This window comes from Paenibacillus sp. EKM212P (assembly GCF_011066115.1).
Taxonomy (GTDB): Bacteria; Bacillota; Bacilli; order Paenibacillales; family Paenibacillaceae; genus Paenibacillus; species Paenibacillus polymyxa_B.
The window spans coordinates 92,494-116,699 of the sequence record NZ_JAAMNR010000001.1 but is presented as its reverse complement, the minus strand read 5'-3'; the positions used below and the strand labels follow the sequence as shown (position 1 = coordinate 116,699).

Below are 24,206 nucleotides of genomic sequence, written 5' to 3'. Positions count from 1 at the left end.
TATCCAAGTTAGTGCTTAGCATGAAGCCGAATCTGGAAATAAAGGTTTTCCATTATTCATTAAAAGGACATCCATGAGATGAAGCCAAAGAAGTCCCATATAGGGACTTCTTTGGCTTCTCTGTCAGAAAGAAATTATCATCAATTTTGCAAAACGTAAACGGTTCTATTCATATTCAGTTCATAAACGTGGGTTATCCTCTCCATAGAAACCGTATAGGGAGGATATGAATGTGGATTATACAGACAGAAAAGAGACCTTGGCCATTGAAGCAAGGGGACTCGTTAAAGCTTTTGGTGATAGGCATGCAGTTGACGGTGTCGATTTGAATGTACGTGCTGGCACGATCTACGGGGTTCTCGGTCCTAATGGAGCAGGTAAGACGACTACCATCCGAATGCTGTCAACATTATTACGGCCTGATAGGGGATCGGCCCGTATCTTCGGGCACGATGCAGTAAAGGAACCGCAGGTTGTGCGTCAATTGATCGGGGTGACAGGCCAGTACGCATCGGTCGATGAGTCGCTTAGCGCTACCGAGAACCTGATCATCTTCTCCAGACTGCTTGGGCTGGGACGTGCCGAGGCGCGTCATAAGGCAGCGGAGCTTCTGGAGGAATTTGGATTGGCCGAAGCGGCCAAACGACCGCTAAAGCATTTCTCTGGAGGTATGCGCCGCCGGCTGGATTTGGCTGCAAGTCTCATTGCCAAGCCGCCGCTAATCTTCCTGGATGAGCCGACCACCGGATTAGACCCCCGCACGCGTGTCCAGATGTGGGACACGATCCGGCGTCTGGTCAAGACCGGTTCCACCGTACTGCTCACAACCCAGTACCTCGACGAGGCGGATCAACTTGCTGACCGAATCGCGGTGATCGATCATGGCCGGGTAGTCGCTGAGGGTACGGTGGATGAACTGAAAGCGGCAGTGGGGGCGTCGACTCTGCAACTCAAAGTACAAAATCAACAGGATATTGAGAGAGCTGTTCAGATCGTTGAACAGGTGCTTTCAGTTAAGTCCAGCGTGTCAGTGGAAGTTGGAAAGATTATTTCTCCGATGGCCAATGCAGATCGGGTAACGGACCTGCTGATTGCCCTCCGTACTGGAGAGATTCGCCTAGCAGAGATGAGTGTGCAAAAGCCGACGCTTGACGAGGTGTTTTTGTCCATCACTGGTCATGGAGCACAAGTAAACAAGCAGCAGACGTCCCAAGGAGCGCATGCTGTGGAGGGGGCGAGAGCATGAAGAGTACTACTGTTATGACAGGTTCTGATCGCACATTGAAGAAGTCTGTGAGTTTCAGGCAGGCGTTCACCAATTCCATGACGATGGCCTACCGGGGCATTCTAAAGATTCGGCATACTCCCGAACAATTGTTTGATGTCACGCTCCAGCCGATCATTTTTACCTTGATGTTCACCTATATCTTTGGCGGCGCCATCTCAGGAGACGTTCAGCATTATTTGCCGGTTATTATTCCAGGCATCCTCGTGCAGACTGTGATCTCGACCTCCGTCGTTACCGGCGTCCAACTACGTGAGGATATGGACAAAGGAGTGTTCGACAGGTTCAAGTCACTCCCAATCGCACGTATTGCGCCTTTGGCTGGAGCTCTTCTGGCTGACAGTATCCGGTATACTATTGCAACTGTACTTACCTTCGCCATGGGGTATATTTTGGGGTATCAGCCAGGGGGAGGACTGCTGAGTGTAGCTATCGCCGCGCTTCTGGTCATCGTGTGTTCCTGGGCGGTCAGCTGGATTTTTGCCTTCTTTGGCGTGATTGCCCGCACTGCTTCCAGTGTACAGGGCATCTCCATGATTGTTCTGTTTCCGCTCACTTTTGTTTCCAACGCATTTGTGCCTGTCGGCACAATGCCTAGTTGGCTGCAGTGGTTTGTGAACGCCAACCCGATTTCACATCTTGTGAACGCAGTCAGAGAGCTTGCGAATACGGGAACGATTGGCGGGGAACTGGCGATCTCCCTACTTGGCGCTACAGTCATTGTAGCGATCTTCGCGCCGCTTACGGTGCGTGCTTATATGCGTAAAGCATAAGATGGCAGTCTTCTTGACGAGGACGAGAGATTTCAGGCCGAGTTAGTTAGGGGGGATTGAAATGACGCGTGTATTGGTCGTTGATGATGATCCGCATATTCGTGAACTGGTCGGACACTTTTTGAGAATGGAAGGACTGGAGGTAGTCGAGGCGGTGGATGGTTTGGACGCGATGCGCATTTTTGAGCAAATCAAGGTCGATTTGCTTGTTCTTGATATCATGATGCCGGGAATGGATGGTTGGGAACTTTGTCGCAAGCTGCGAGAGCAAACCGACCTGCCGCTGCTTATGCTTACAGCTAAAGGCGAGACGTCACAGATCGTGAAAGGCTTCGCGCTCGGAACGGATGACTATCTTGTCAAGCCATTCGACCCCATGGTGCTTGTCGCATGCGTGAAGGCTTTATTAAAACGTTATCGTATCATGGCTTCAAAATCAGTGACTGTCGGAGATCTTGTTCTGCGCAGCGATACATTTGAGTGTCGGGCTGGAGAGAAGGAGATTACCCTGCCGCTCAAGGAGTTTGAGCTGCTCTTCAAGCTGGCCAGCTATCCTGGCAAAACCTTTACCCGCGACCAGTTGATCGAACAGATCTGGGGTTATGATTATGAGGGAGACGAAAGAACAGTTGATGTCCATATCAAGCGCCTTCGGGAACGGTTTCCGGAGGCAAGCTACTCCTTCCGGATCAGTACGATCCGGGGATTGGGTTATCGGCTGGAGGTAAGGCAATGAAGCGGGAACCGGGATTCCTCCATATCCTTGCGAGACTCATGCTGGTGTTATTGGTGCTGTATCTCAGCTGGACTGCCGCGTACTTTATTACGGCGGCGATCTATTCGCACATGTCATGGGCTCCCTATGGTTTGTTCGTCTTTCTTATGAATGCGACGCTTGGTTTTTTCTTCTTCGGTATTATCAGTATGACGGTAAGACGCTTCATCCAGCCTAGAGAGCAGCACGCTTTTACCGAAATGATCGATGCTTTAAAACGTATTTCGCAAGGAGACTTTCACATTAATCTGGATTGGGACCTCGGCGGGCGGAACGGAAAACATCGGAGGCTGCATCCTTATGTACAGTTGGTGGACAGCATCAATGATATGGCTGCAAATCTGAAGGCTATGGAAAAGCTACGGGAGGAGTTTATTTCGAACGTATCCCATGAAATCGGCTCACCGCTGACCTCGATAATCGGATTCGCCAAAGCGCTCAAGGACGAGAATCTGAATCGTGAGCAGCGAGATCGGTATTTGACGATCATCGAGACGGAGTGTATTCGTCTATCCAAGCTAAGCGATAATCTCATGAAGTTGGCGATTCTGGATTCGGAGCGGCATCCGTTTCGTCCGTCCCTTTATCGGCTGGACAAGCAGCTGATTTCGCTTATTCTCGCCTGCGAACCGCAATGGGAGGCTAAAAAAATCGAGATGACTGTTGAGGTGGATATAGTTGAGGTCAACGCAGACGAGGATCTGATGGGCCAGGTTTGGGTGAATCTTCTTCACAATGCCATTAAATTTACACCGCAGGGTGGAAGCATATCTGTTTCTCTTTCAAGTAACGGTGATCAGGCGGTTATCTGCATTGCGGATACGGGACAGGGTATCAACGAACAGGATCAGCAACGCATTTTTGAACGATTTTATAAAGCAGACCAGTCACGGGCCCGAACTGCAGGAGGCAGCGGCTTGGGACTGTCCATTGCTTATAAAATAACAGAGATGCATACTGGCTCTATCTCTGTATCCAGCAAGGTGGGAGAAGGAACGGTATTTACAGTTATGCTGCCGCTGCGCCAGAAAGTAATGGAAGGCAGCAACAGTGAAATGTACACCGGCACAGTAAGTTAAAAAGGAGCGTCTTCAAAGCCATAAGTGGCTGAAGGACGCTCCTTTTTAGTTCCGCTTCTACTCTTATGGCATATGCGTATGTGCTCAGGACTTAGATGTATTTACCGGCTGCATCTCCTGTATAGCTTCTTTCAAGCTTTGTGAGCATTGCTCATATAGCTGTTTTCTTTGTTGCTCACTGGAACCAGATGCGAGTTTTTGCAACTCCGTTGTGCATTGTTCCAGCAAAGTCAGCACGGCTTGATTCGAATCCTGCACCTTGCTTAGCTGTACATTATCACTATATTGGTCAATGTACAGTTCCCCTTGTGGGTCCACCTGTGCGAAAAACACATCTTTGACCGTTAGGCTCTTTTCCTTTAGCTTGGCATCCAGCCATTGTTGCGTAATTCCCATGTATGCCATTTGTTGCTCCATAAGTTGCCCATCCATAATGATTGCTGTGGGTTCCTTCTCCGGTAATTGCTGTATATTCAGATCCTTAAGCGTCACGGCCTGCTTGTCTTTGGTCAGCAGCACGTTGATCGCACCACTGGTCTCCATAATGGCAAATTCCACGTCTGCCACCTTGAATACATTTTTACTCCGCAGCTGCTCCATGAGCTCATCTAGCGTTAGCCTTTCCTTTTTCATATTATCCTCTAAAATTTTGCCGTCTTTGATCAGGATTGTCGTCTTTCCATCTGTTATATCTCTGATTTTCTTGCTTTTAATTTGCAAAAATTCAATGCCAAGTGTTGTCAGTACCCATACTGACAAGGCTATGAGGCCTAGGTACCAGGTGGATTCACGCTCCATAGGAATGGTAGCAGCCAGGTTACCTATCGTGATTCCTGTTATATATTCGAACAAGGAAAGCTGGGATACCTGACGTTTTCCAAGAATTTTGGTGATTAAAAATAATATAGCGACAGCCATTAATGTGCGTATAGCAACCTCGGCCCAATCCTGCATTTGCTCAACCTCATTTCATTTCGCCACAAGGGCGCTACTATTCCAAGGATATCCGCGTCAAGGCATATTTAAACTCCAATTTCCCTAAATTTTAATAACCAAGCTGCCAATAAGCGATGGAATACGATATAAAATTAAAATTTTCTATCGATGAATTATCATTCTCTATTGAACAAACGATTGACGGAAAGGAGAGGGGAGGATACATTATAAATATAATTCTTATTTAATTCATCGGAATTATAAACATTAAGCTCACGGAGGTATGTATATGTCGTCCAAACCTAAAGTTGTATTGTGGAGCAAAACCGGCTGTCATTTTTGTGGAGAGATCAAATCGTACCTGGAATCCCAAAATCAGCCGTATGAAAATATCCAAGTGGACGGAAATGATGCGCTGCGTGACGTGCTGGAGACCAAATATGGTATTCGTTATGTCCCTGTCGTCGAGGTAGGCGGCGATAATAAATATGAAGCACTGCTCAACCCGGATCTGGAAGAGTTGGGTAAAGTGCTGGAAAGTTACAATCAAGTGGTATAAGCCGACGGGAAATCAATAATTTCAAGAGAGGTGGAAGAGTTATGGCTAAGAATAGACAAATTAAATTTGGTGCGATTATTCACGGTGTTGGGGGAAGCATGACGACTTGGCGTCACCCTGAAGTACCTGCGGATGCGAGTGTTAACTTTGAATTTTATAAAACGCAGGCGCAAAAGGCAGAGGAAGGGAAGTTTGACCTCGTATTTATCGCAGATGGCCTGTTCATTAACGAAAAATCCATTCCCCACTTTCTGAACCGTTTTGAACCAATTACGATTTTGTCTGCTTTGGCTGGGGTGACAAAGCATATCGGACTGGTCGGCACACTGTCAACTTCCTATAGCGAACCGTTCACGGTAGCACGCCAGTTTTCTTCCATTGATCATATTAGCGGAGGTCGTGCAGGCTGGAATGTGGTGACTTCCCCGCTGGAAGGCTCTGCCCTTAACTTTAGTAAAGGCGAGCACCCGTCGCATCCGCAGCGCTATAAAATTGCAGAGGAATATTTACAGGTTACCAAAGGACTGTGGGACTCGTGGGAAGAGGATGCGTTCGTTCGTGATAAGGAAGCCGGCGTATTCTTTGATCCTGAAAAGCTGCATACATTGAATCATAAAGGTGAGTTTTTCTCTGTGCAGGGTCCGCTGAACATTGGACGATCCAAGCAGGGACAGCCGGTTATTTTCCAGGCAGGTTCCTCGGAGGATGGCAAAAACCTGGCCGCCAAGGAAGCGGATGCTGTATTTACAGGACATGAAACGTTAGAGGAAGCGCAGCAGTTTTATCGTGATGTGAAAGAACGTGCGGTACGTTATGGTAGATCCGAAGAGGATATTGTCATTTTGCCGGGCATTTCGCCGATTATTGGCAGCACGACGGAGGAAGCAGAACGTAAGTATGAAGAGATCACTAATCTGGTGACGATTGAGGCTGCGTTAAAATATTTGGGACGTTTCTTCGATCATCATGATTTCTCACAATATCCGCTGGATGAGCCATTCCCTGAGCTTGATGGTATTGGCAGCAATGCGTTCCGCAGCGGTACAGATAAAATTAAACGAGTAGCCAAGGAACAAAATTTGACCTTACGCGAGGTTGCGTTGCGTTCAGCTACACCGAGAACCTCTTTTATCGGAACCGCTGAGCAAGTAGCGGATCGAGTGCAGGAGTGGTTCGAAAGAAAAGGGGCAGACGGATTCATTATTGGTTCTGATGTGCCATCGGGTCTGCATGACTTCGTCAATCTGGTTGTGCCTATTTTGCAGGAACGCGGTATTTACCGTCAGGATTATGAATTTAGCACACTGCGTGAAAACCTGGGCGTGCCTATTCCTGAGAACCGCTATACAGCAGCCAGATCCAAAGTGAAGGTTGACGCATAACAGAAGGAGGGAAAAATATGTCCAAGGTTGTCATCCTATCAGGCAGTCCGTCTACACAATCCCGTTTATACGGCTTGATTAACTATACAACGGAGCAGTTGCAGCAGGCTGGAGCGGAGGTCACATTACTGAATGTGGTCGACTTGCCAGCAGAGGATCTGGTCACAGCTAACTTTAACAGCCCCGACATCACAGCATCACTTGCATTGATTGCAGCAGCGGATGCCGTTATTGTGGCTTCTCCAGTCTATAATGCGTCCTATTCAGGACTATTGAAAATATTCCTGGATTTGGTTCCGCAGGAGGGGCTAAGAGGGAAACCAGTCTTGCCTTTATTTATCGGAGGTACAATGGCTCACCTGCTGGTCATTGACTATGCCTTGAAGCCAGTTATTAATGCACTGGGCGGAAGACATATTCTTGGCGGGGTGTATGCAGTGGATCAGTGGGTCGAACGTCTGCCAGATGGAGCATACGGGTTGTCGGAAGAATTGGTTGCACGGTTGGAACGTTCTGTTAAAGAACTAAATGAGCTATTAAAATTATAGATATTTTCAATATTTCCATTGACAGGTCGTTCAGTGAGTTTTATGATACAAAAAACCAAGTTAACTTATTGGATAAATGTATATAAAACTTACTGGGGGACTTGCGTATGAATATCGAGAATATGGAAGCCTTTGTATACGTGAATCATTATGGGAGCTTTAATAAGGCTGCAGAAGCCTTGTTCTTGTCCCAGCCCTCTGTTACAGCCCGGATTCAGACGCTAGAGCGCGAGCTAGAATGCAAGTTGTTCGACCGCCAAAGCAAGCAAACGGTTCTGACGGAGGATGGACGAAAGTTTCTTCCTTATGCGGAGCAGATGCTTCAGGTGCTGCAAAAAGGGAAACAAAAGCTCCAACAGCGTAAGAAAGCCCCTCAGCAAATTCGAATTGGTTGCACGATATCGGTGTCGAACTACATCATTCCTGAAATATTAAAGCAGCTTCGTGCCCGTTATCCAGAGGTTAACTACAAAATTGTGACGGCTACGACGGATCAACTGGTACATAAACTGTTGAACCGTGAGGTAGACATTAGTTTTGTCCGTAAAGTGATGCATCCGGCTATCCGTACGCTTGCTTTTTATGAAGATCCGATTTCCCTGTATGTATACGACGGCCATCCGTTTATGAAGACAGGAAAGGCCAGCATACAGGATATTCAACGTGAAACACTGGTGTTTTTTGAATGCGGATCACTAGATTGGATGAGAATTCATCGCGCTTTTGAATCACTGGAGCAACCACCGGACATTGCTTTTCAGGTAGACAATGTGGTCACGGCCAAAAAGCTGGTATTGGAGAAAGCGGGTATTGCCTTTTTGCCGGATGTCTGTGTGAACCGTGAAGTAAAAGATCAGAAACTGTTCCGTATCCATGTTCCAGAGGTAGCTGGGGTGTCGATGCAGATTAGCATAATAGCGACCAAAGAAGACTGTGCAGTGACCTCGGATTTTGCAGATGCACTGACAGAAGGTTTCCGGGGTGCTGTTTTGTTATAGAAAAGTTCTATGGCTTGATGGATTGACGTATAGGTTTCCAGGTGTTAAATTAATCACATCCTAAAACCAATTAAACTTATAGGAATTATTAATTATTGGATGTTGTAGCTACCATGTATGTCGCAAACTGCTGATATACAAAGAGATGAGGGGGATTCATATGAAAAAGTGGTTTGCAATATTGTCTGTTATGGCAATTATCCTGGTGTTGGCAGGCTGCGGTTCCTCAGATAACGCGTCTAGCGCGTCAGGTTCAAGCGGAGACGTGAAGAAAATTATCGTAGGCACAGGTACTCAATTCAAAAATGTATGCTTTATTGACGAAAACGGAAATTTAACAGGTTTTGATGTGGAGCTGATTAAGGAGCTGGACAAGCGCCTACCTCAATACGAATTTGAATTCAAAACGATGGACTTTGGAAATTTGCTGCTAAGTCTCGATGCCGGCAAGATTGATCTGGTATCGCATCAAATGGAAAAAAACCCGGAGCGCGAGGCCAAGTATCTGTTCAACAAAAATCCGTATAGCATTTTTCTGAACAGAGTCGCTGTAGCGAAGGATAACAATACCATTCATTCAATTGATGATTTGAAAGGGAAAAAGGTACTCACCAGTCCAACCAGTAATGCGGCGTATGTGCTGAAAGAGTATAACAAAACCCACGCAGATGCCCTAAATATCATTTATACGAGTGGTGCAGCCAATGATACGGTGCAACAAATTACGAGCGGCCGTATAGATGCTACCGTTACGACAGACTTTGCGAACCGTTTTAACACCGATGAAAAAGGAGAAGTAGCTCTGAAAACCGTTGGTGATCCTTTGACTCAATCGGATGTACTGTATGTACTGAACAAAAATGAGCAAGGGTTGGCGGATGACCTCGACAAAGCCATTCAGGAAGTGAAGGACGACGGTACGCTGTCGAAGCTGAGCATTAAATGGCTTGAAGAGGATTTCACTAAGTCTCTGGAAGATGTGAAAAAAGAAGGCAGCAGTAAGAAGTAAGGATAGACGTGGACATTTCAGCGGTCAGGGTACTCTATGTATTCTGGCCGCTGATGTATAGAAAGGAGGCAGGCATATGAGCAGAGAGTTCAATATTGACTATGTTTTTAGCTTTATCCCGAAAATGCTGTCTTACTTACACATCACCTTGTTTATTGTGGCAAGCTCGCTTGTATTGGGGCTTATCATTGGTCTGTTGGTTGCGCTGCCTCGCATGTATAACATTCCATTTCTCAAACGTGTTTCTCAAGTGTATGTTTCCTTTTTTCGCGGAACACCTATTCTAATTCAATTGTTTCTGGTGTATTACGGCCTGCCAGAGCTACTAAAGCTGGTGGATATCAATTCCTCCAGATGGGATGTGCTGTGGTTTGCCGTAGCAACCTACGCGCTCAATAGTGGAGCCTTTATTTCCGAAATTATCAGGTCAGGAGTAGAGGCTGTAGATCGGGGACAAATCGAGGCTGCACAGTCTGTCGGAATGTCAGGCTATCAGACCTTTACACGTATCATTATGCCGCAAGCGCTGGCTGTCGTGGTTCCGGTATTTTCCAATCTGGTGATTGGCAATCTGAAGGATACTTCGCTGGCATTTACGATCGGAGCGATGGAGATGACAGGGAAATCACAGACATTAGGGGCGGCTACCCAACATTTTGTTGAAACCTATATCGCGTTATCCCTTATCTATCTGGTGATCAGTCTGATTTTACAAAAATTGTTCAAGGTGCTGGAAAATACGCTTCTCCGGCATGAGCATCGGGATGCAGTGCAGAAAGAACCCGAAAAACGAAAAAGCTTTGTGGTGCGTTACCTGAGAAGTCCCCGTCTTAGTAAAGGAGGTAAAGGCATATGAGTCTGGATTTTGGCTTTATATATACTGCCTTTTTAGGGTTGTTCTCCGCGTTGCCCAACACTTTAATTATTACGGTGGTTTCCGTACTGGCAGGGTTGGTCATCGGTATTATAACGGCGCTGGCGCGAATTTATAAGGTTCCTGTGTTGTCCCAGATTTCTCACGGTTACGTTACCTTTATCCGTGGCACACCGATGCTGATGCATTTGCTGCTTATTTATTTTAGTTTGCCTTTGTTGATTGATGCGGGAGCGAAGCATTTCGGCTGGCCGCTGCAATCCAAAGATGTTCCTTATATGGTATTTGCACTCATTTCGTTTTCCATTACCAGTGGCGCGTATATGTCTGAGGTCGTCCGTTCTGGAATTCAATCGGTCAACAAGGGACAAATCGAGGCGGCTTATGCCGTCGGTATGACGACGTGGCAAGTGCTGAGACGGATTGTATTTCCGCAGGCGTTCGTGGTGAGTTTGCCAAACCTGACGAATTCCGTTATTGGGATGCTTCATGGCTCTACCTTGGCCTTCACGGTTTCGGTCACAGAAATCCAGGCACAGGCTGAGATTCTGGCATCTACCAACTGGAAATATTTAGAGGTATATATTGCAGCTGCACTGCTATTTTGGGGTTTGACGGTATTGATTGAACGAATATCCGGCTTGGTGGAGAAAAAAATCAATGTGTTTAATGGAGGTGGAGCATCATGATCCGTCTGCAAAATATAACGAAGTCGTTCGGCAAACATGAAGTGCTCAAAGGCATTGATTTGACCGTGAACAAAGGTGAGGTCGTCGTTATTTTAGGCCCGAGCGGTTCAGGAAAAACGACTCTGCTACGCTGCATTAATTATCTGGAAAAGCCGAATGATGGGGAAGTCAGCATTGGCGATTTTACAGTGAACTGCAAGCGACCTGCGAAGAAGGATGTTTTGGCTCTACGTCAAAAGACGGCTATGGTTTTCCAGCAATACAATTTGTTCAAGCATAAAACAGCGCTGGAAAATGTCATGGAGGGACTTGTCGTTGTCCGCAAGGTCAAGCAGGAGGAAGCGAAAAAAATTAGCATTGAAGTGCTGGAAAAGGTCGGTCTGGGTGAAAAGCTGAATCATTATCCAAGCCAGCTATCCGGCGGGCAGCAGCAGCGTGTCGGCATAGCGCGTGCCTTGGCGCTGAACCCGGAAGTGATTTTGTTCGATGAGCCGACTTCGGCGCTGGACCCTGAATTGGTGGGTGAGGTGCTGTCGGTGATCCGCAAGATTGCGAAGGAAGGCATTACAATGATTGTCGTTACACATGAAATGGGCTTTGCGCGCGATGTTTCAAATCATGTGGTATTTATGGATGGCGGTCATATTATCGAGGAAGGCACACCGGACGACATTTTTAACCACCCCAAAGAGGAACGTACCAAACAATTCCTGAAACGGATTACACCGGAATATAACTATTCAATTTAGACGGGAGAGGGAGACATGAGTATTAAAATCGGAGTATTGGATCAAAGCCCTATACACGAGGGAGAAACGGCAGCGCAGGCCCTTCGTAATACGATTAAGCTAGCACAGCGTGTAGAGGAATTGGGATTTACGCGTTTCTGGGTATCAGAGCATCACGATTCCGAGCAGGTTGCGGGCTCTTCACCAGAGGTACTCATTTCCCATTTGCTGGCACGCACTGAGCGTATTAAAGTCGGTTCTGGTGGAGTGATGCTTCAGCATTACAGCCCTTATAAAGTAGCTGAAAACTTTAATGTGCTGTCCTCTCTTGCACCGGGTCGCGTAGATTTGGGAATCGGACGCGCACCGGGCGGGTTGCCGAAATCCACACAGGCGTTACAACGAAACGTTCATGATGCGCCTTCTCTCGAAGAAAAAATTGATGAAGTAAGTCGCTATATTCATAATATTCCGTCTGAAGAAGGACCGTTAGCCGGGTTACAGGCGAATCCGATTCCAGAAATACCAGCAGATATTTACGTTTTGGGTACAAGTACAGACAGTGCTGGAATTGCTGCGCGTTTGGGGTTGCCCTACGTTTTCTCGCAATTTATCAATAGTAATGAGCAGGTTGCATTGGAATCATTCCGTACGTATCGGGCGTCTTTCGATTATAGTTATGGACGTGAGCCGAAAGCTCTTTTTGCGCTTTCAGTCATCGTAGCGGACACTTCCGAGGAAGCTGCAGAGTTAGCAGGTGAGCACAAGCTGTACAAAATTCATCTGGCCAGTGGCAAGACGGCTACGGTGGGCACGCTGGAAAGTGCAGAAGAGTTTGGCAAGCAATCGGGTGAAGAATATACAATTGAAGCTACACAAGCGCAAATTAACAAAGGGAATAAAGACGAAATCTATGCTGTGCTGACGGAAATTCAAGCGAAGTATCAGGCCGATGAGCTGATCGTTACGACAGGAATAAGAGATATACACAAGCGTGTGCGCTCGTTCGAGTTGTTGCATGAAGCTTTTGCCGGATTGCCTGTGCAGTCCTAGATGTTGTTGGTCTGAGAGAATTATAACTATTTTGGGTTCACGAAGGAGGAATAGGGATGAGTGGATCAACCGGGACGAAGGAGCAGGTTTTGGAGCAGAAGTTGGTGGACATTCGCCGCCATCTGCATCGAAATCCCGAGCTATCTAACGAGGAGGTTGAAACTACCGCCTTTATCCGCCGTCTGCTGGAAGAACAGAACATAACCATTTTGGATGTGCCGCTGCGTACCGGATTAGTTGCGGAAATCGGCGGACGGCAGGAGGGACCAACTGTCGCGCTTCGTGCAGACATTGATGCGTTGCCCATTCAGGAGGAGACGGGATTGCCTTATGCTTCGGTGCACCCCGGCAAAATGCATGCCTGTGGGCATGACTTTCATACCGCATCCCTGTTAGGAGCAGCCATACTCCTGAAGCAGCGGGAGCAGGAGCTGAAAGGCACGGTTCGGCTGGTGTTCCAGCCAGCCGAGGAAAAGGCCAAAGGCGCTGCCCAAGTGCTGGACAGTGGTGCGTTGGCAGGGGTGCAGGCCATATTTGGCCTGCATAACAAACCGGACCTGCCCGTAGGCACGGTCGGCATCAAAGAAGGTCCGCTAATGGCAGCGGCGGATGGTTTTTACATCGAGGTGGAGGGTCTGAGCACACATGCGGCAGTGCCGCATGCAGGGATTGACCCCATCGTGGTATCGTCACATATCATTACGGCGCTGCAATCCATTGTGAGTCGGAGCGTTAATCCGCTGGATAGCGCGGTCATTAGCGTCACGAAGCTGCACAGTGGCAACGCCTGGAACATCATTCCAGACCGTGCCCATTTGGACGGAACCATTCGCACATTTGACGAGAATGTTCGCGCCCAGGTAACTGAGCGCTTTGAACAGGTCGTAAAAGGCGTTGCCGATGCTTTCGGCACGAAAGCGACCATCCGCTGGATCGAGGGTCCGCCGCCTGTGCTGAACGACGGTAAGTTGGCCGCCATCGCAGAGGAGGCGGCAGAAGTGGTCGGTCTGGACGTAGTTCGTCCCATACCATCCTCGGCGAGCGAGGATTTTGGGTTTTATCAGAAGAACATCCCCGGTGTATTTGTCTTTGTCGGCACTGCGGGAAGCCAAGAATGGCATCATCCTGCCTTTGATCTGGACGAACGCGCGTTGCCCGGAACAGCGAAGCTACTGGCTTCACTGGCAGATTCGGCATTGATATCCATAGAGTAGGAGTGCGAGCCTAGTCTATGGATACTTATCCCCTCCTTGTAGAGGGGATATTTTTGTTTGACGCTATATCATTCCAATGATAGTATAAAATTGTAATTTTATTCAAAATAGAGAGTGGGTGTAATAAGAGAGTAGGCGTTGTCCTTTTAGATGTCTCGTAAAAATAAAAGGTAGCTCAACCAACCGTAAAAATTTGATTTTTGATCAAATCTATGCGGGAAAAGGAACGCTAAATTATGTAGTGCGTTGGCAATCCTCTAAAAATATCACTCTTCAGCAGCGTAAAGATATGGCTTCCATGCTGAGTCGCCAAATCAATAATTGGAATAAGCAGTTGAAAGGGTATGATGGCTGGCCTTATAACAATATTACAGTAAAAATAGTAGGCTGGGCCGTTGCGAATCCATCACAGATTCTTAACAAACAATCTAATGAAATCGTTTACACGGATACCATTACGGATGACTTAAGTAAAACAGACCCGAATATTCCAGCTAAACTTCCGGTTGCTCCTAACGCACTATCGAGATTTGAACATTTTATGGACCCTAACTATTCTTACCCAGGTGGCCTGGACAAGCGGTTTGATATGTACTTATGGGGAACGTCCAATTTTCAAGGCGGAGCCGGCGGGGATTGGGGGCAACGTATGCCTGATGATTATATCCTGAACACCTTGAATTCGGATGAAATCCAGATTACAGAGCACGAGATGGGGCATGGATTCGGCTTGCCTGACTTCTATGAAGAACATGAGCGTCCACCCGGTGGGTTTCCTGTGCCAACTATTATGTGGGCCGGAAATTCTCCCAAAATAACAGAGTGGGATACCTGGATGTTGCGTTATACCTGGAGCCAGGTCAAAAAGGATACCTCTCGTTTTTCTAACCGCTAAAAAATGCTAGAGTAGTGTGAAAAAAGCTTATAAATAGAGCCGTTTGTTCCAAAATCAAATTCTATGGTGGAATTGATTTAGTGAATAAACGGTTTTTTCATTTTATAAAATACCAGTTTTGTGCATGCAAAGATCAAGTATATGTTCCAAGATACGATTAAAATGACTAATTTAAATCATTAAGGAAAATATTGACGATGCAATAATCCAGTGATAATATGATTTGTGATTATTTACAAAAAACGACAAGGAGATTTGATAGTGTACTCTTAATCTCCTAGATTAGTTCGCAAACACGAAAAGAGAGGTGATAGAGATAGTTATTTCAAGAAAACTATTGCAATAATACAAATGGATATGGAGGTACATACATGTTGAACAGAAAAGGAATGATGATGGCTTCTTTTTCAGTAGTCATTGCTAGTTCATTACTGATGGGAAACGCTAGTTTTGTATCAGCGGATTCTCATCTAAACGGGGATTCTGTGGTTGCGGCAACGGGTGATTCGACGTTAGCTGATATGCCAGCTTATCTCAAATCCTCAGTGGAATGGGTTTGGAAGAATAGGATGTTGACTGAAGGCTCGACGGTTCGTAAAAATACGATTTTTGATCAAATTTTTGCGGGAGAAGGGACTCTTAATTATGTTATACGCTGGCAATCCTCTAAGCCCGTCACACTGAAGCAACGCCAGGATATTGCTAAAATGATAGATCGGCAGATGAACCATTGGACAGATCATCTTCAAGGATATGACGGTTGGCCCTATCAGGATATTAAAGTAAAAGTGGTAGGGTGGGCTGTTGCTGATCCTTCACTATTACTGGACAAGCAACCTGACGAGGTCGTTTATACGGATACCATTACAGATACACTAGCTTCTGAAAAACCGGAAATTCCTGCCGCACTTCCCGTTGCACCTAATGAAATATCGCGATTTGAGCATTTTTCGGACCCGAACTATTCGTATCCGGGTGGATTGGATAAACGCTTTGATATGTATCTCTGGGCCACAGAAAATTTTGGCGGGGGAGCCGGCGGCGACTGGGGACAGCGTATGAATGATGAATACGTTCTGAGTACGGTGAATTCGGATGAGATTGAGATTACTGAACATGAAATTGGGCATGGATTTGGATTAAACGATTTTTATGAAGAACATGAGCGTCCACCAGGTGGATTCCCAACGAACACTATTATGTGGGCCGGTAATTCCGATCATATCACCGACTGGGATATCTGGATGCTGCGCTATACCTGGAGTCAGCTCAAAAAAGATACTTCTCGTTTCCCAAGCGTGACTAACGGCGATGAGGGTCCCATCGATCCATCACCTAATGAAAACGTAAACATTGCGCCAGCTGCAACGGTCAGCACTTCTTATACTTCGCCTTGGGAAAATGTGAGCGCGCTTAATGATGGATTTGACCCAACCAGCTCTAATGATCGAAGTCATGCCGTGTATGGTAACTGGCCTGAGACGGGTACACAATGGGTCCAATATGATTTTGATCAAGAATATACATTATCCCAAACGGATGTCTATTGGTTCCAAGATGGCGCTGGCATTGATGTTCCTAAGTCTTACAAGATTAAGTATTGGAATGGTCGCAGCTGGTCCAATGTCAAGCAGGCTAATGGATTGGGTACTTCGGCAGACCAGTATAATACGACTACTTTTACGCCTGTAAAAACAACGAAATTAAGAATTGAAATGGTATCCAAAGGTTCGGCATCCACAGGAATATTGGAGTGGAAAGTAGCAGCTAACAAACTTTAAACATCATACTATTTGTCCCAAGGTTGTCTCCTGCGATATTTGTGGGAGACAACCTTTTTGAATTCATAGCTGAACAGTTAAAGTCTGATGAGATCAGGCTTTTTTTTGCGCCTTGATTATGACGCTTGTTTTCTTCATATTTGTATCTGTGTTTTGCTACATTCTCGTATGAATGGATCACTAAGAATGAATGGGTGTACGATAGTATGTATAATGGACTTCAGACATGAAAGAAAAGAGGACAGAAAGCGATGAGTTACGACGTGAATGCTCCTTACGATGTACATGTAGCCTATGGACCGGCGTTTGAGCTGCTTAGCAGCTTACACACCTTTATTTGCCGCAAGGCTTACAAGAAGACCGATTTATCAGCCGGGTGGGCGGAGCAAGTGCGTGGAACGCTGTCTCCAGGTTTGTCCGAATTGCTGGAGTCCATGGAAATTAATGCAGATTGGAAGGTTATTTATGGACTCGTCTGTATGCTTTCTGATCAGGGAAACACGGAAGAGGTCGTAGACCGTCTGGAGAACCGGACTGTACAGGAATTAAATGAACAGGCATCAGCTTATGGGGTCCCGCTGCCTGACGACATGGAGAAGCTTCGCAAACTTGCTTTGCAACTGCTATCTGGCTGGGACGAGGAGTATTTTCGCCATGTGGATACAAGTATTCTTAGCGGTCTGGAACAGGAAGCTGAACGGAGAAATAAGGAGAAGGGCGTATATAGCCCTATGGAATGGGTGGATCGTACCACAAATGGCTTCCGATTCGAGCCTTCCGAAGGGCTGACGCGGGTGTTGCTGGTACCGCAATATCATTTTCAGCCGATTAATATCATTTATCGATTCGGATCGCTCCTGCTGTGTCATTATTCGGCAGGTATTTATGTTCAGGATGACGATTTTTTATCCCCACAGGAATATCGAATGATTCGAAGTTTGGGGGAGAAGAGCAGGCTCAAGATTTTAAAATATTTGTATCAAAGTCAGTCTCCACGAACCTTTATTGAGATTGTCCGTCATCTCAAGCTGTCCAAGGGAATCACGCACGACCATATTTTTAAGCTCCGGGCCTCTGGCTTCATCCATGCACATTTTGATGGCGAAACATTACTCGGATATAGCGCACGGCTTTCGGCTGTGGATGAAATGCATCGGAGCATTACTGGCTATATGGAGCGAAATTAGGCTGCACGCACCAGTTAGACTTTAACACTTTAAACAAATAGACGCCAACCATTTGGAATCCAGATGAGTTGACGTCTATTTTTTTACATAAAAAATGGAGTTCTCTCTTTACAGAACCGGAATAGATTCCTATAATGAGATTTATCTTATTAATTACAACTTGTTCGATCGGAATTTACTAAATTAACTTGGGGGGATTATTTTGAAAAAGGGAATTATTCTACTCAGCAGCCTACTTCTGGCAAGTTCTACCTTATTAGCAGCTTGCTCGAGTGGTGGATCAGATAGCGCTAGCGATGCTGCTTCGCAAAATAGTGATGCCGCACAGACAGCCGCTACAGCGCAGCCATTAACAAGTCTGGTACAAGCTTCAGATTTATCCAAATTGCCGGAAGTGTCCAAAAAGAGAAGCGACACGATTATTGTTGGTCTGACTGACCCAGCCGGGGTGTTTACTCCGTATTTTAACCAAAGCGGCTATGACGGCAACGTGATTTCGCAGTTGTGGACTCCGCTGGTCACGGTAGACGAGAAGGGGCTTCCGCTGCCCAATCTGGCTAAGAGCTGGGATATTTCTAAGGATAATCTAACGTACACGTTTCATCTGGTTCCCGGTACAAAATTCAGTGATGGCTCTCCTTTGACAGCAGAGGATGTCGCTTTTACCTGGACGTTGATCTATGACAAAGCCTATCCTGGTGACAGCCAAATCCGAAAGCTGAACATTAAAGGCGGCAAAGACTATACGGAAGGCAAGGCAAAACAAATTGAAGGAATCAAGGTGATTGATGCGCAGACCATTTCTGCGACGTTGGAAAAACCAAACGCGCTGGCTCTGCCGATTCTGGGTGACTATGTACTGTCCAAAGCCTACTACGGCAAGGATTACAAGTTCGGACAGCTGGATTATTTTAAAAATTTACATAGTAGCCCTCTGGGAAATGGGGCTTATAAGTTGGAAAAGTTCATTCCAGGGCAAGAAGTTCGTCTGGAGGCGAATGATCACTTTTTCAAAGGCAAACCGAAAACACAGCATTTCATTTACAAAACAGCAGAAGGCGACGCTTGGCAATTCATAGAAACAGGCGATACCGATTTTGCTCAATTCACCGCAACTCAGGAAAATATCGACAAACTAAAAGGGCTTGGCTTTTTAAACATTTTGCCGTATACCCCTAGCACTTACGGATATTTGCAAGTAAATCTTGAAAATGAAAAGCTTAAGGATAAAAAGGTTCGTCAAGCATTGACCTATGGACTGGATCGGAAAAGCATTTATGTCGACGCAGCTCAGGGAGCAGGGGCGGTCGCAAACATTCCAGCTTCCCCAATATTCTGGTCTTACACGACCGATGGAATCAATCCATATAACTACGACCCAGAGCAAGCGAAAAAGCTGCTGGATGAAGCGGGCTGGGCAGAAGGTAGTGACGGCATACGTGAGAAAAACGGTCAGAAGCTGACCATTCACCTGCTGACCTCTAAACGTCCAGAAACAGACACCTTTATTGCGCTTGCGGCTGAAAATTACAAAGCGATTGGCGTTGACCTACAGCCGGAAATCTTTGCAGACTTTAATGCAATGGTCGCCAAAGTAGAAGGTAAGGATTATGATCTTGCCGCCTTTTCGACAGGCATGCTGACAGATCCATCAGATGGAATCGAGCAATTCGTCAATGGAGAAGTCAAGGGATATAACAATCCAAAGGTAAAAGAGCTATATGAAAAAGGCTTGTCTACGACGAATATGGAAGAACGCAAGAAAATATATCAAGAATTATATGTGCTGCTAAACGATGAACTGCCCGTAATTTTTACCAACTATAAGAAGACGGTGTATGCCTACAATGGTCGGATGGAACATGTAAAGGTCAGTCCGTTCATTGGCTTGTCTGGTAATCTGTTCGAATGGTCCCTTAAATAAGCCACATTTGCGGGCCCCTTGTGAAGAACATCAGGTTCGGATCAAGGGGCCTCCCAAATAGGGGAAACGTAATGAGTAGCCTGCCCTTGAATTGAAAGGAGTCTGTCATGAGCTCGTTTTTAACGAAAAGACTGACGTATATGGTTATTATTTTGTTGGCCGCTTCGATGATGATTTTTTTCCTGTATGCCATGACACCGGGAGATTTCATTAGCGGCAATCTGAAGCTGTCGCCAGAGAGAAAGGCGGAGCTGAGGGAAATTTACGGCCTGAATAAGCCTATTCTTGAACGCTATGGAAATTGGCTGGGCAATGCGCTGCATGGAAATTTTGGTTATTCGCTTGCCCAGCAAAAGCCGGTGCTGACCTTATTTAATGAGTATATCTGGAACTCGTTTTTGCTGGCCGTTGTATCGACCTTCCTGACCTGGTTTATCGCGGTCATTATCGGTGTGGTTGCTGCTTATAAGCAGTATTCATGGTTTGATACTTTGGTAATGGTGGTGATTTTCGCTGCCATGTCTGTGCCCTCATTTTTTATCGGGTTGTATCTGATTAAAATCGCAGCGGTTGACCTGAAGTGGTTGCCACCCGGTGGCATGCTTAATACGGGGAGTAACGCTACAGGTATGGAGTATGTGAAGGAGGTTCTCCAGCATATGACCTTGCCAGTGATCGTTATGACGCTGCTGGGACTGGGGTCGTTGACCCGCTACTTCCGTAGCAATATGATCGACGTGATCCAGCAGGATTATATACGCACAGCCCGTGCAAAGGGCTTAAAGGAAAGAAAGGTACTTTTTACGCACGCATTGAGAAATGCATTGCTGCCTGCCATTACGCTCGTTGGCTTCGAATTACCTGCGCTGTTTGGCGGGTCCCTGATTATTGAAAAGATTTTTAATTGGCCAGGAATCGGTCAGTTGTACATGCAATCCTTTTCGCTCCGGGATTATCCACTACTTATGGGCTTTACGATGCTAATTGCCATATTGAGCGTTATCGGAACACTGTTGTCCGATATTTTGTATCGCATCGCGGACCCGCGTGTGAAAGTGTAAGAAGGGGGCTAAGGAATGTCATCCGTGAGCAGTAATTTGAGCAAGAGCAGCGGCAGACTGCGAACAACTGTTAAATCTTCAATGTGGCAGCAAGCGCTCCGGCAGCTGTTCAGAAACAAGCTTGCTATGGCTGGTCTGCTTGTCGTGGTATTTATGTTTTTGCTCTGTTTTATCGGTCCGCTATTTTCTCCTTATTCCGATAATAAAACAAATATATTAATGATGAACAAGGCGCCAAATATCCATCACTGGTTAGGAACAGACAAGCTGGGGCGGGATGTGTTGACACGTGTGATGCAAGCAGGTCAAATTTCTCTTACCGTGGGTTTGGCTTCAATGGTATTGTCAGTCTTTTTGGGGGCTACGCTGGGGGTCGTATCCGCATATTTTCGCGGGATTGCGGATCAGATTATTATGCGCGTTGCTGATTTGCTGCTGACGATTCCCAGTTTGCCCCTGCTATTTATTATGGGCGCGCTGCTATCGGACTGGAAGGTTCCACCCGATCAACGGATGTATATTGTCATGCTGATGCTTAGTCTGGTCAACTGGCCGGGGATTGCACGGATGGTGAGGGGCCAGATGCTTAGTTTGCGGGAACGTGAATTTATGCAAGCCGCGACGGTACTGGGACTCTCGAATCGTCGAAAGCTGTTCAAGCATCTGCTGCCGAATATTTTACCGTTGTTGATCGTTATCGCTACATTGAATATTGGCGGAGCCATCCTGAGTGAATCTGTGCTCAGCTTCTTTGGCCTTGGCGTGCTGCCCACAACACCGACTTGGGGCAACATGATTGATGCCGCTAACAATGTGCTGGATTTTCAGCAACGTCCGTGGTTGTGGATACCGCCAGGACTGTCTATTTTTGCTACAGTCATCGCTATTAATATTTTTGGTGACGGGCTGAGGGATGTACTTGACCCGAAACATAAGAGGTAGGTGATCATACACCATGGACAATTTACTTTCTATTGAACATTTAAGCACTCATTTTTATACAGAAGAAGGAACGGTTAAAGCGGTGGATGATATCAGCTTCCGTGTGAAGCCAGGGGAAACGGTATGCATTGTCGGTGAATCGGGATGCGGCAAAAGTATTACTGCGATGTCGATCATGGGTCTGATCCAGAGTCCCGGTGGTAAAGTGGCAGGCGGAAGCATCCGCTTTGAGGAAACCGATCTGCTAGAGCTTAGCAGAAATGAGATGCGCACGATTCGCGGACATGAAATCTCCATGATCTTTCAGGAGCCGATGTCTTCATTGAATCCGGTCATGACCATTGGTGAACAGCTATCCGAACCACTGATTGAGCATTTGAAAATGGGCCGTAAGGAAGCTCGTAAGCGAGCACTGGAGCTGATCGAACAGGTCGGTATATCCCGGCCGGAGCAGATTTTAAAAAGTTATCCGCATGAGCTGAGCGGGGGGATGCTGCAGCGAATTATGATTGCGATTGCTGTTTCTTGTGGTCCCAAGCTGCTTATCGCGGATGAGCCAACCACCGCTCTGGATGTAACGATTCAGGCGCAAATCCTCGATATGCTGCGTGAATTTAAAGCCCAATCCAATATGTCGCTCATGCTAATCACCCATGATCTGGGTGTTGTCGCCGAAATGGCTGATTACGTCATTGTGATGTATGCAGGCAAGATCGTCGAGGAAGGCGAAGTGGTACAGCTGTTTAATCATCCCAAGCATCCTTATACACAAGGGTTACTAAAATCCAAACCGGTGCTTAATCAGCGCCAAGAGGAACTGTATTCCATTCCCGGGCAGGTACCTAATCCGCTGGAGCTGACGACTTCCTGTTATTTTCATGACCGCTGTGGGCAGTGCATGGACATTTGTCGTGTAAAGGAGCCTACATTAAAAGAAGTTTCAGCTCAGCAGAAAGCATCCTGCTGGTTATATGAGGAGGCGGTTGTTCATGGCTGAGCCGTTGTTGGAAATAGACCGCTTAAAAACGTACTTTCCGGTGAAGTCCGGGTTTATGAACCGTACTTCAGGACATGTGCGGGCGGTAGACGATATCAGCTTTACGATCCGTCAGGGTGAAACCTTCGGATTGGTAGGGGAATCGGGGAGCGGTAAAAGCACGGTGGGCCGCACGATTGTTAGATTGACGGATAAAACGGACGGTACCGTAAAATACAAAGGGGTGGATCTGCACAGCTTGTCTGCCAAAGGGATGCAGGAACTTCGTCCCAAAATTCAGCTGATCTTTCAAGACCCATATAGCTCGCTGAATCCGCGTGTACGGATTGGTGATGCCATTGGTGAGGCGCTACTGGATCACGGTATAGCATCGAAGGAGGAGGTCCGGCAGATTGTGCTGGACGTGCTCAAGCTATGTGGATTGTCAGAGTATCATATCGACCGTTTTCCCCATGAATTTTCGGGAGGTCAACGCCAACGGATCGGCATTGCCCGAGCGCTGGCGCTTCAGCCGGATCTAATTATCGCTGATGAGCCGGTATCAGCGCTGGATGTGTCCATACAGGCGCAGATTATTAACCTATTCGCCAAATTGCAGGCCGAACGAGGTCTGACATATTTGTTCATCTCGCATGATTTGAGCGTGGTAGAACATTTGTGTTCCCGTATTGGCGTGATGTATTTAGGCTCCATGGTCGAAACGGCTTCGCGTGACGAGCTATTTGGGAATCCGTTGCATCCGTATACGAAGGCGTTGCTGTCGGCTGTACCTATTCCGGTGCCGAAGCTGAAAAGAGAACGAATTTTGCTCAAGGGGGATATTCCTAGTCCGGTTAATCCGCCTTCGGGCTGCAAGTTCCATACTCGCTGCCCCTTTGCAATCGATCGTTGCTCCAAAGAGATTCCACTCTATCGTGAGGCTCGTCCAGATCACTGGGTGGCTTGCCATTTGGCTGAATGAACAGAGCTACTGTTTCAACGGCTTTTTAATGTTATGATTCAAACCGCTTGGGTTGACAACACACCTGGAGTAACGTTATATTAATCGTAATTATTACTATTTAATATGTGAAATCAAGTCCATATCCGTGTTCATCCATCTCGCGGTAGTGAGGGTGAACCTTCATGATTGGCATATATCACAAGGAGGAGCTTTACATGGCCAAGAAGTCAAAAGTCGTAAAAGAGAAGAAACGCCAGGAAATTGTAGCTAAATATGCGGACCTGAGACGTGAATTGAAAGCAAAAGGGGACTACGAAGCTTTGCAAAAGCTTCCGCGTGACTCATCTCCAACCCGCCTGAAAAGCCGTTGCGAGCTGACAGGCAGACCTAGAGGATACTTGCGCAAATTCAAGCTGTCTCGAATCGCGTTCCGCGAGTTGGCACATAAAGGCCAAATTCCAGGAATTACGAAATCAAGCTGGTAAATAGGCACTTATGTCAATCGTCAGCGCATGGAGATTATCTGTGTTGTTAACCTGAGGGTATGTCTGATAGAAGGTTGTAACGGGAATGC

Annotated in this window: 23 protein-coding genes and 1 pseudogene; 23 read left to right on the top strand and 1 reads right to left on the bottom strand. The window is 46.6% G+C overall.

Translation table 11 applies throughout. The annotated features are described in order from the left end of the window. Window positions 1-226: 226 nt before the first annotated feature. From G9G54_RS00510 to G9G54_RS00495, 4 genes are all read left to right on the top strand, one after another. On the top strand, window positions 227-1,246 hold the full coding sequence (locus G9G54_RS00510; RefSeq protein ID WP_165175493.1) for an ATP-binding cassette domain-containing protein: 1,020 nt from the start codon (window positions 227-229) through the stop codon (window positions 1,244-1,246). Continuing rightward, entirely contained in the window at window positions 1,243-2,058 is an 816-nt protein-coding gene (locus G9G54_RS00505; protein WP_165175491.1) for an ABC transporter permease, read from the top strand. Before G9G54_RS00510 ends, G9G54_RS00505 begins: the two co-directional genes overlap by 4 nt. A 61-nt stretch (window positions 2,059-2,119) precedes the next feature. After that, window positions 2,120-2,794: a response regulator transcription factor gene (locus G9G54_RS00500; protein WP_165175489.1), complete on the top strand. Its 675-nt coding sequence runs from the start codon at window positions 2,120-2,122 to the stop codon at window positions 2,792-2,794. Next, window positions 2,791-3,912, top strand: a complete 1,122-nt coding sequence (locus G9G54_RS00495; RefSeq protein ID WP_165175487.1) for a sensor histidine kinase — start codon at window positions 2,791-2,793, stop codon at window positions 3,910-3,912. Before G9G54_RS00500 ends, G9G54_RS00495 begins: the two co-directional genes overlap by 4 nt. 84 nt (window positions 3,913-3,996) lie before the next feature. Here G9G54_RS00495 and G9G54_RS00490 read toward each other — a convergent pair whose 3' ends face one another. Beyond that, the gene (locus tag G9G54_RS00490; RefSeq protein ID WP_165175485.1) at window positions 3,997-4,866 is read right to left on the bottom strand and encodes a DUF421 domain-containing protein; all 870 of its coding nucleotides are present in this window, start codon (window positions 4,864-4,866) and stop codon (window positions 3,997-3,999) included. Window positions 4,867-5,137: 271 nt separating this feature from the next. On the opposite strand from G9G54_RS00490, the gene G9G54_RS00485 reads away from it, so the two are divergent. The 19 genes and pseudogenes from G9G54_RS00485 (at window position 5,138) to rpsN (ending at window position 24,117) form a co-directional block, all read left to right on the top strand. Then, complete coding sequence (locus G9G54_RS00485; protein ID WP_023988351.1) at window positions 5,138-5,407, top strand: glutaredoxin family protein; 270 nt, start codon at window positions 5,138-5,140, stop codon at window positions 5,405-5,407. Between the two features lie 41 nt (window positions 5,408-5,448). Then, a complete protein-coding gene (locus G9G54_RS00480; RefSeq protein WP_013310067.1) occupies window positions 5,449-6,789 on the top strand; it encodes an LLM class flavin-dependent oxidoreductase in 1,341 nt (446 codons plus the stop codon). 17 nt (window positions 6,790-6,806) lie between these two features. Beyond that, the gene (ssuE, locus tag G9G54_RS00475) at window positions 6,807-7,337 is read left to right on the top strand and encodes an NADPH-dependent FMN reductase (RefSeq protein WP_165175483.1); all 531 of its coding nucleotides are present in this window, start codon (window positions 6,807-6,809) and stop codon (window positions 7,335-7,337) included. Between the two features lie 107 nt (window positions 7,338-7,444). Then, entirely contained in the window at window positions 7,445-8,335 is an 891-nt protein-coding gene (locus G9G54_RS00470; RefSeq protein WP_165175481.1) for a LysR family transcriptional regulator, read from the top strand. 160 nt (window positions 8,336-8,495) lie between these two features. Continuing rightward, entirely contained in the window at window positions 8,496-9,344 is an 849-nt protein-coding gene (locus tag G9G54_RS00465) for a transporter substrate-binding domain-containing protein (RefSeq protein ID WP_165175479.1), read from the top strand. A 76-nt stretch (window positions 9,345-9,420) separates the two neighbouring features. Next, window positions 9,421-10,200 carry an amino acid ABC transporter permease gene (locus tag G9G54_RS00460; RefSeq protein WP_165175477.1) on the top strand — a complete coding sequence of 260 codons (780 nt, stop codon included), beginning with the start codon at window positions 9,421-9,423 and terminating at the stop codon, window positions 10,198-10,200. Continuing rightward, window positions 10,197-10,907: an amino acid ABC transporter permease gene (locus G9G54_RS00455; RefSeq protein WP_165175475.1), complete on the top strand. Its 711-nt coding sequence runs from the start codon at window positions 10,197-10,199 to the stop codon at window positions 10,905-10,907. The genes G9G54_RS00460 and G9G54_RS00455 overlap by 4 nt, the downstream gene beginning before the upstream one ends. Further along, window positions 10,904-11,656: an amino acid ABC transporter ATP-binding protein gene (locus G9G54_RS00450; RefSeq protein WP_025722945.1), complete on the top strand. Its 753-nt coding sequence runs from the start codon at window positions 10,904-10,906 to the stop codon at window positions 11,654-11,656. Before G9G54_RS00455 ends, G9G54_RS00450 begins: the two co-directional genes overlap by 4 nt. Window positions 11,657-11,671: 15 nt before the next feature. After that, a complete protein-coding gene (locus G9G54_RS00445; RefSeq protein WP_061830373.1) occupies window positions 11,672-12,688 on the top strand; it encodes an LLM class flavin-dependent oxidoreductase in 1,017 nt (338 codons plus the stop codon). A 56-nt stretch (window positions 12,689-12,744) separates the two neighbouring features. Then, window positions 12,745-13,902, top strand: a complete 1,158-nt coding sequence (locus tag G9G54_RS00440; protein WP_165175473.1) for an amidohydrolase — start codon at window positions 12,745-12,747, stop codon at window positions 13,900-13,902. A 163-nt stretch (window positions 13,903-14,065) separates the two neighbouring features. Beyond that, window positions 14,066-14,797: pseudogene (locus G9G54_RS00435) on the top strand (dockerin); the annotation flags it as partial. Window positions 14,798-15,168: 371 nt separating this feature from the next. Continuing rightward, entirely contained in the window at window positions 15,169-16,578 is a 1,410-nt protein-coding gene (locus G9G54_RS00430) for a discoidin domain-containing protein (protein WP_165175472.1), read from the top strand. 251 nt (window positions 16,579-16,829) lie between these two features. Next, window positions 16,830-17,765: an ArsR family transcriptional regulator gene (locus G9G54_RS00425; protein ID WP_165175470.1), complete on the top strand. Its 936-nt coding sequence runs from the start codon at window positions 16,830-16,832 to the stop codon at window positions 17,763-17,765. Between the two features lie 202 nt (window positions 17,766-17,967). Continuing rightward, window positions 17,968-19,689: an ABC transporter substrate-binding protein gene (locus tag G9G54_RS00420; RefSeq protein ID WP_185156265.1), complete on the top strand. Its 1,722-nt coding sequence runs from the start codon at window positions 17,968-17,970 to the stop codon at window positions 19,687-19,689. Window positions 19,690-19,796: 107 nt separating this feature from the next. Next, window positions 19,797-20,750, top strand: a complete 954-nt coding sequence (locus G9G54_RS00415; RefSeq protein ID WP_023988364.1) for an ABC transporter permease — start codon at window positions 19,797-19,799, stop codon at window positions 20,748-20,750. A 15-nt stretch (window positions 20,751-20,765) separates the two neighbouring features. Beyond that, a complete protein-coding gene (gene opp4C / locus G9G54_RS00410; RefSeq protein ID WP_165175468.1) occupies window positions 20,766-21,692 on the top strand; it encodes an oligopeptide ABC transporter permease in 927 nt (308 codons plus the stop codon). Between the two features lie 13 nt (window positions 21,693-21,705). Continuing rightward, window positions 21,706-22,689 carry an ABC transporter ATP-binding protein gene (locus G9G54_RS00405; RefSeq protein ID WP_023988366.1) on the top strand — a complete coding sequence of 328 codons (984 nt, stop codon included), beginning with the start codon at window positions 21,706-21,708 and terminating at the stop codon, window positions 22,687-22,689. Continuing rightward, the gene (locus G9G54_RS00400; RefSeq protein WP_165175466.1) at window positions 22,682-23,650 is read left to right on the top strand and encodes an ABC transporter ATP-binding protein; all 969 of its coding nucleotides are present in this window, start codon (window positions 22,682-22,684) and stop codon (window positions 23,648-23,650) included. Before G9G54_RS00405 ends, G9G54_RS00400 begins: the two co-directional genes overlap by 8 nt. A 197-nt stretch (window positions 23,651-23,847) precedes the next feature. Further along, on the top strand, window positions 23,848-24,117 hold the full coding sequence (gene rpsN, locus G9G54_RS00395; protein WP_028542369.1) for a 30S ribosomal protein S14: 270 nt from the start codon (window positions 23,848-23,850) through the stop codon (window positions 24,115-24,117). Window positions 24,118-24,206: the final 89 nt, after the last annotated feature.

Bases quoted from the DNA above. Each gene is read 5' to 3' on its own strand.
- G9G54_RS00510 (WP_165175493.1), top strand. From the start codon at position 227: ATGAATGTGGATTATACAGACAGAAAAGAGACCTTGGCCATTGAAGCA.
- G9G54_RS00505 (WP_165175491.1), top strand. From the start codon at position 1,243: ATGAAGAGTACTACTGTTATGACAGGTTCTGATCGCACATTGAAGAAG.
- G9G54_RS00500 (WP_165175489.1), top strand. From the start codon at position 2,120: ATGACGCGTGTATTGGTCGTTGATGATGATCCGCATATTCGTGAACTG.
- G9G54_RS00495 (WP_165175487.1), top strand. From the start codon at position 2,791: ATGAAGCGGGAACCGGGATTCCTCCATATCCTTGCGAGACTCATGCTG.
- G9G54_RS00490 (WP_165175485.1), bottom strand. From the start codon at position 4,866: ATGCAGGATTGGGCCGAGGTTGCTATACGCACATTAATGGCTGTCGCT.
- G9G54_RS00485 (WP_023988351.1), top strand. From the start codon at position 5,138: ATGTCGTCCAAACCTAAAGTTGTATTGTGGAGCAAAACCGGCTGTCAT.
- G9G54_RS00480 (WP_013310067.1), top strand. From the start codon at position 5,449: ATGGCTAAGAATAGACAAATTAAATTTGGTGCGATTATTCACGGTGTT.
- ssuE (WP_165175483.1), top strand. From the start codon at position 6,807: ATGTCCAAGGTTGTCATCCTATCAGGCAGTCCGTCTACACAATCCCGT.
- G9G54_RS00470 (WP_165175481.1), top strand. From the start codon at position 7,445: ATGAATATCGAGAATATGGAAGCCTTTGTATACGTGAATCATTATGGG.
- G9G54_RS00465 (WP_165175479.1), top strand. From the start codon at position 8,496: ATGAAAAAGTGGTTTGCAATATTGTCTGTTATGGCAATTATCCTGGTG.
- G9G54_RS00460 (WP_165175477.1), top strand. From the start codon at position 9,421: ATGAGCAGAGAGTTCAATATTGACTATGTTTTTAGCTTTATCCCGAAA.
- G9G54_RS00455 (WP_165175475.1), top strand. From the start codon at position 10,197: ATGAGTCTGGATTTTGGCTTTATATATACTGCCTTTTTAGGGTTGTTC.
- G9G54_RS00450 (WP_025722945.1), top strand. From the start codon at position 10,904: ATGATCCGTCTGCAAAATATAACGAAGTCGTTCGGCAAACATGAAGTG.
- G9G54_RS00445 (WP_061830373.1), top strand. From the start codon at position 11,672: ATGAGTATTAAAATCGGAGTATTGGATCAAAGCCCTATACACGAGGGA.
- G9G54_RS00440 (WP_165175473.1), top strand. From the start codon at position 12,745: ATGAGTGGATCAACCGGGACGAAGGAGCAGGTTTTGGAGCAGAAGTTG.
- G9G54_RS00430 (WP_165175472.1), top strand. From the start codon at position 15,169: ATGTTGAACAGAAAAGGAATGATGATGGCTTCTTTTTCAGTAGTCATT.
- G9G54_RS00425 (WP_165175470.1), top strand. From the start codon at position 16,830: ATGAGTTACGACGTGAATGCTCCTTACGATGTACATGTAGCCTATGGA.
- G9G54_RS00415 (WP_023988364.1), top strand. From the start codon at position 19,797: ATGAGCTCGTTTTTAACGAAAAGACTGACGTATATGGTTATTATTTTG.
- opp4C (WP_165175468.1), top strand. From the start codon at position 20,766: ATGTCATCCGTGAGCAGTAATTTGAGCAAGAGCAGCGGCAGACTGCGA.
- G9G54_RS00405 (WP_023988366.1), top strand. From the start codon at position 21,706: ATGGACAATTTACTTTCTATTGAACATTTAAGCACTCATTTTTATACA.
- G9G54_RS00400 (WP_165175466.1), top strand. From the start codon at position 22,682: ATGGCTGAGCCGTTGTTGGAAATAGACCGCTTAAAAACGTACTTTCCG.
- rpsN (WP_028542369.1), top strand. From the start codon at position 23,848: ATGGCCAAGAAGTCAAAAGTCGTAAAAGAGAAGAAACGCCAGGAAATT.